Source organism: Streptomyces sp. URMC 127 (assembly GCF_051386535.1).
GTDB lineage: Bacteria > Actinomycetota > Actinomycetes > Streptomycetales > Streptomycetaceae > Streptomyces.
Genome location: NZ_JBPQTW010000307.1, coordinates 1 through 6,394, shown reverse-complemented (window position 1 = coordinate 6,394; position 6,394 = coordinate 1). Strand labels below are relative to the sequence as shown.

5 protein-coding genes are annotated in these 6,394 nt (G+C 73.4%); 3 read left to right on the top strand and 2 right to left on the bottom strand.

Features of this window, described 5'->3' with window-relative positions:
- Nucleotides 1–459: 459 nt before the first annotated feature.
- Both ACSNOH_RS32660 and ptsP read left to right on the top strand, forming a co-directional pair.
- Nucleotides 460–909 carry a PTS sugar transporter subunit IIA gene (locus tag ACSNOH_RS32660; RefSeq protein ID WP_436725075.1) on the top strand — a complete coding sequence of 150 codons (450 nt, stop codon included), beginning with the start codon at nt 460–462 and terminating at the stop codon, nt 907–909.
- Between the two features lie 87 nt (nt 910–996).
- A complete protein-coding gene (ptsP, locus tag ACSNOH_RS32655) occupies nt 997–2,667 on the top strand; it encodes a phosphoenolpyruvate--protein phosphotransferase (RefSeq protein WP_436725074.1) in 1,671 nt (556 codons plus the stop codon).
- A 109-nt stretch (nt 2,668–2,776) separates the two neighbouring features.
- Here ptsP and ACSNOH_RS32650 read toward each other — a convergent pair whose 3' ends face one another.
- The gene (locus ACSNOH_RS32650; RefSeq protein ID WP_436725073.1) at nt 2,777–3,790 is read right to left on the bottom strand and encodes a hypothetical protein; all 1,014 of its coding nucleotides are present in this window, start codon (nt 3,788–3,790) and stop codon (nt 2,777–2,779) included.
- Between the two features lie 25 nt (nt 3,791–3,815).
- Nucleotides 3,816–5,138 carry an MFS transporter gene (locus ACSNOH_RS32645; RefSeq protein ID WP_436725072.1) on the bottom strand — a complete coding sequence of 441 codons (1,323 nt, stop codon included), beginning with the start codon at nt 5,136–5,138 and terminating at the stop codon, nt 3,816–3,818.
- A 51-nt stretch (nt 5,139–5,189) separates the two neighbouring features.
- On the opposite strand from ACSNOH_RS32645, the gene ACSNOH_RS32640 reads away from it, so the two are divergent.
- A partial coding sequence (locus ACSNOH_RS32640) for an aminotransferase class I/II-fold pyridoxal phosphate-dependent enzyme (RefSeq protein ID WP_436725071.1) occupies nt 5,190–6,394 on the top strand: 1,205 nt, incomplete at its 3' end.

Genomic DNA, 6,394 nt, shown 5'->3' with positions numbered 1-6,394 from the left:
GGTATTTTATAGTCTGGCGTTGACTTTTGGCACGCTGTTGAGTTCTCAAGGAACGGACGCTTCCTTCGTACTCACCCGCAGAGACATTTCTCTGAGGCTTTCCTCCGGGCGCTTCCCTTCGGTGTTTCACACTCTATCAGGAGTTTTTCCGCTCTCTCACCGCCCTGCTTTCCGTAAACACAAAGGCATACGGACACACAGCAGCGGATCCGGAGAGGATCACTTCTGAAGGGTGCTGCCCCGGCCTCCGCCCGGCAGTTGACTGCGGGCCCCGGTCGTGGGCAGGGATCCGACAGTACATCCCCTCCCCACCCGAGGCAAATCGATTACGCACCGCACACGCCGGGGCCCTCTTCACTCGTGCGGAACCCTCAGTTCCTATGACTTAGGCTTCCGACCAGTGCGCCGTCCAGGACAGGTAGTGACGGCGCGTGACGAATCTCCACTGGGAGGCTTCCCATGACCACCGTGTCGTCCCCGATCGCCGGACGCGCCATCGGACTCGCGGCAGTGCCCGATCCGGTCTTCTCCGGCGCGATGGTGGGACCCGGTACCGCCGTCGACCCCGTCCGTGAGCCGCACGCCGCGGTCTCCCCCGTCGACGGTGTCATCGTCTCGCTGCACCCGCACGCGTTCGTCGTCGTGGACGCCGAGGGCCACGGTGTGCTGACGCACCTCGGCATCGACACCGTGCAGCTCAACGGCGACGGCTTCGAGCTGCTCGTGAACAAGGGTGACACCGTCAGCCGCGGCCAGGAGGTCGTGCGCTGGAACCCGGTCGCCGTCGAGGCGGCCGGCAAGTCGCCGATCTGCCCGATCGTCGCGCTCGAGGCGACCGCCGACTCGCTCGGCGACCTCCGCGAGGACGGCGACGTCAAGGCGGGCGAGCCGCTCTTCAGCTGGCTGTAGCCGATCCGCCCCTCTGCTTTAAGGGGCGGCACGTACGACATCCAACCGCGGCGGCCCGGGCCGCCGCATCAACCGGAGACGGGTGAAATGGAGACAACGCTGCGAGGCGTCGGCGTGAGCCACGGTGTGGCCATCGGCGAGGTCCGGCACATGGGCACGGCGGTGCTGGAGCCGCCGGCCAAGCAGATTCCGACGGAGGAGGCGCCGCGCGAGCAGGGCCGCGCCCGCCAGGCCGTGGAAGCTGTGGCCGCCGACCTCATCGCGCGCGGCAACCTGGCCGGTGGCGAGGCCCAGCACGTGCTGGAGGCCCAGGCCATGATGGCCCAGGACCCCGAGCTGATGGCCGACGTCGAACGGCGCATCACCGTCGGCAGCACCGCGGAGCGCGCGGTGTACGACGCCTTCGCCGCCTACCGCGCGCTGCTCGCCAACGCGGGCGAGTACCTGGCCGGCCGCGTGGCCGACCTGGACGACGTGCGGAACCGTATCGTCGCGCGCCTGCTGGGCGTGCCGATGCCGGGCGTGCCGGACAGCGACGAGCCCTATGTGCTGATCGCCCGGGACCTGGCGCCCGCCGACACGGCGCTGCTGGACCCGACGCTGGTGCTGGGCTTCGTGACCGAGGAGGGCGGGCCGACCAGCCACAGCGCCATCCTGGCGCGGGCGCTGGGCGTGCCGGCGGTCGTGGCGCTGCCGGGTGCGGGTGAGCTTGCCGAGGGCACGGTGGTGGCCGTGGACGGCAGCACGGGCGACATCTTCGTCGACCCGAGCCCGGAGAAGCGCGCCGAGCTGATCAGGACGGCCGAGGAGCGGAAGGCGGCGCTGTCGGCGTCGTCCGGTCCGGGTGCGACGTCGGACGGTCACAAGGTGCCGCTGCTGGCGAACATCGGTGGCCCGGCGGACGTGCCGGCGGCGGTCGAGGCGGGCGCCGAGGGCGTCGGCCTGTTCCGTACGGAGTTCCTGTTCCTGGACGACAGCAAGAAGGCGCCGTCCGAGGCCAAGCAGGTCGAGGCGTACCGCAAGGTGCTGGAGGCCTTCCCCGAGGGCCGTGTGGTCGTGCGGGTGCTGGACGCGGGCGCGGACAAGCCGCTGGACTTCCTGACGCCGGCCGACGAGCCGAACCCGGCGCTGGGCGTGCGGGGTCTGCGCACCCTGCTCGACCACCCGGAGGTGCTGCGCACGCAGCTCACCGCGCTGGCCAAGGCCGCCGAGGGGCTGCCGGTCTACCTTGAGGTCATGGCCCCGATGGTGGCGGACCGCACGGACGCGAAGGCGTTCGCGGACGCGTGCCGCGAGGCCGGGCTGCAGGCGAAGTTCGGTGCGATGGTGGAGATCCCCTCCGCCGCGCTGCGGGCTCGTTCGATCCTGCAGGAGGTCGAGTTCCTGTCGCTGGGCACCAACGACCTCGCGCAGTACACGTTCGCGGCCGACCGGCAGGTCGGTGCGGTCTCGCGTCTGCAGGACCCGTGGCAGCCGGCGCTGCTCGACCTGGTCGCGGCGTCCGCCGAGGCGGCCAAGGCCGAGGGCAAGAGCTGCGGCGTGTGCGGTGAGGCCGCGTCGGACCCGCTGCTGGCGTGCGTGCTGACGGGTCTGGGCGTGACCAGCCTGTCCATGGGTGCGGCGTCGATTCCGTACGTCCGCGCGACGCTGGCCAAGCACACGCTGGCCCAGTGCGAGCGTGCCGCTGCCGCGGCCCGTGCGACGGACTCCGCGGAGGAGGCCCGGCTGGCCGCGCAGGCGGTGCTGTCCGGCGAGTGAGCCGGCCGTCGCCGCGACGGTGATGTGAGGTGAAGGGTGTCCCGCCGGTGGCGGGGCACCCTTCGCTCTTCGTGCGGCTCCCTGTCAGCCGTCCGCGGGGAGCCTGTCGTCAGTCGTCCAGGGGCAGCCCCGCGCGGTAGTCGACGCCGGGCTCCGGTGGCACGGGTTCCCCGGTGCGGGCGTCGGTGCAGTAGGCGGCGAAGACTTCCGCCTCGGTCAGCGGGTGGAGCCTTCCGCCGTCCTTGAGGTTCCAGCCGCGGACGGTGTCGCGCCCGCCGGGGGGCGTGCTGCGCAGGACGACCCCTCCGGGCCGGTTCGTGGCGATGCCCGCCGCGAGGACCGTGCAGAAGAGGAGGGCGGCCGCCTCGCCGAGGTGCAGCAGGCCGTCGTCGCGGCTCTCCGTGCGGAGGACGGCGACGAGCGGGGCCGGGCCTTCGGCCGGGACGCTGCAGACGAGGTGGTGGGTGCCGGGGCCGGCCGCTTCGACGATCCGCCGCAGGAGTGCGGTGGCCCGGGCGAACGCGGCGCGGCCGGTGTCCTCGCCGCAGGAGTCGCAGTCGCCGCGGGTGAGCAGGGCGGATGCGTGCTCCCACGTGACCTGCTGTTCCGCTTCGGCGACGAGGCGGGGCAGCAGGCGGGCGAGGGGCTGGCCCTCGTAGGTGATCTTGGTGCCGGCGGAGGCGACCTCCGCGGTGTAGCGCGTGCGGCTGGCCGGGGTGTCGGGGTCGAGGCGGGACTCGGCGCAGAACTCCGCGTAGCCGGCGGGGTCGAAGAGGGCGACGCTGGTGTGGGTGCCGCGGGCGGCGAACTCGCGGAGCAGGCCCTCCATTTGCCGCATGTACGTGGCGTGGTCGTCGAAGTCGAAGCTCGCGTAGCCCTGCATGGCGGCGAAGTCCTCCGCGCCGGCCAGGACGGCCACGGTGCTGGGGACCTCGCTGCGCAGCCGGCGCCGGGCGCTCACCATGCGGCGGGCGGTGAGCGGTCTCCTTCTGCTGTCCTTGCGGTCGTGCTTGCCGTGCTTGCCGTGCTCGGCGCGCGGCCGTTTCCCTCCCCGGGTGCGCTCGCTGCCCCCGCTGCGCTCCCCGCCTGCCGGCCGTCCTCTGCCGTTGCTCGTGTGCGCCATGTTTCTTCCCCCTCAGCGCGTGCGATCAGTGCTCACTCACCGTAAGGCCGGGCACTGACATTGCGGTTCCGTCATCGTCTCGGGTGAGCCTCCGTTGGGCGAGGCATATGACGGCGAGTCCTGCGCCGAGGCCGAGCCAGCCGAGGGGGCCGGCGGCGATTGCGCCGGTCACGGCCAGGGGTCCGGCGCTGCGCTGGGCTGCTTGGGCGAGGCCGTGGACGCCGAGGTAGGCGCCCTGGGCCGTGGGCGGCGCGAGGGCGACGGACAGTTCCCAGGACACGGTGGCGTGGAGCATCTCGGCGACGGTGAAGGCGACTGCGGCCAGGATCAGGGTGGTTGCGGCGAGCCAGCGGGTGCCGGTCGCCGAGGCGGCGAGGGCGGCTGCGCCGGTGAGGAAGGCGGCGGCCAGGGGGAGCAGGGTGCGGCGCGCTTTTGCCGGGGTGCTGCCGAAGCGGGCGAAGGGGACCTGGAAGCACACGACGAGGACGTTGTTGAGGACCAGGAGGAGGGGAACGAGCCCGTGGGGCAGGGTGGTTGCGGTGACGGCCCAGAGGGCGAGGCCGACGTTGAAGACGGAGTCGTCGAGGAAGAGGACGGCTTCGGTGGCGGTGTAGGCGAGGTAGCGGCGGTCGCGCCAGGGACTGGGCCCGGGGGCGGCGGTGTTCTCCCCGGCTGCGGGAGCGAGGGTCTTCTCCCCCGCTGCGAGGGCGGGCGTCCTCTCCCCTGCTGCGGGGGCGCCTGCCCGCGCTCCCTTGCCGCCGGTGGCCACGACGCGCGCCGGTGACGGCGGTTCGCCGCAGCGCAGGGTGAGGAGGGCGATGGCGACGAAGGAGAGCGCGTCGCCGGTGAGCAGCCAGCGGTAGGTGGCGGTGGTCCCGGTGGTGAGGGCGGCGGCCGCGACGAGTCCGCCGACGGCCCATCCGAGGTTGGAGACGGTGCGGTTGACGGCCTGGTAGCGGCTGCGGTCGGGGCCCGCGATGCGCGTGGCGTAGAGCTTGGTGAGGACGGAGGAGGCGCGGTCGCCGAGGCTGCCGGCCGCGGCGATGGCGGTCAGGAGGGGGAGGTCGGTGGTGGTGAGGAGGGCGAGGGAGGCGGCGGCGCGGAGGAGCTGGACGCCGGCGAGCAGTGGCCGGAGGGGCACGCGGTCGGCGAGGAGGCCCCCGAGGGGCGGGCCGGCGATGCCGGCGGCGCCGGAGACGCCGAGCAGCAGGCCGATCTCCGCCGTGCCGAGTCCGGCGACGTAGGTGAAGTACAGGGCGGCGGTGGCGGCCCAGAGGCCGGAGCCGGTCTTGTCGACGAAGGTGACGGCCAGCATGCGGCGGCCGTCCGGTCCCCCCGGTATGTGCATGGTGGTACTTCCCCCTTGACCCTCGTTTTGTATTGATACATACTCAGATCTGTGGCAGCACAATACGAGATCACGGGTACGAACGCCAAGGGAATCGCCGCGTCCGTCGAGCGCGGCGTCGCCGAAGGCGCCCTGGCTCCGGGCAGTTCGCTCCCTCCCGTGCGCGCGCTCGCCGAGCGGCTCGGCGTGAGCCCGGGGACGGTCGCGACCACGTACAAGGAGCTGCGCCGCCGGGGCATCGTCGTCACGCGCGGGCGCGGCGGGACGGTGGTGGCCGAGGCTCCCGCGGTCGCCTCCCGGCGCCCGCCGAAGGTGCCCGAGGGGCTGCGGGACCTGGCGGGCGGCCACCCTGACCCGGCCTTCCTGCCCGGGGCCGTGCCGCCGGCAGGGCCGGTGCACGGGGCGCGGTCGCACCGGTCGGCGCCGCGGCTGGCGCGGCTGGAGGAGATCACCCGCGCCTGGTACGAGCGCGACGGCGTCCCGGCCGCGCACGTCACCTTCGCGCACAGCGCGCTCGACTGCGTGGCGCGGCTGCTGGCCACCGAGCTGCGTCCCGGTGACGCGGTGGCGATGGAGGATCCCGGCTACCACCACGTGCTCGACCTCGTGCCGGCGCTCGGCCTGCGGATCGTGCCGGTCGCGGTGGACGACGAGGGGATGCGGCCCGAGGAGCTGCGCGGCGCGGTGCGCGGCGGGGTGCGGGCCGTCATCTGCAGCCCGCGGGCGCAGAATCCGTACGGGGGCGGCTTCACCGCCGGGCGGCGGGACGCCCTGGCCGCGGTGCTCGCGGAGGCGCCGGAGGTCCTGGTGATCGAGAACGACTACGCCGCGGAGATCTGCGGCGCCCCGCTGCACAGCCTGACGGCCGGGGGCGGGCTGCCGCGCTGGGCCCAGGTCCGTACGGTCACCAAGCACCTGGGGCCGGACCTGCGCTGGGCGGCGGTGGCGTGCGACGCGACGACGCTGGCGCGGCACGACGGGCGGCTGCTGCTGACGTCCGGCTGGGTCAGCCATCTGCTGCAGGAGACGGTGGCCGGGCTGCTCACCGATCCCGGGGTCCGGACGCTGGTGGACCAGGCCCGCGCCGCCTACGCCGAGCGGCGCGAGGCGCTCATCGGGGAGCTGGCCCGGCGGGGTATCTCCGCGCACGGGCGCGGCGGGCTGAACGTGTGGGTGCCGGTGCGGGACGAGGCGGCCGTCGTGAACGGGCTGCGGTCTTGCGGGTGGTGGGTGGCGGCGGGGGCGCGGTTCCGGAT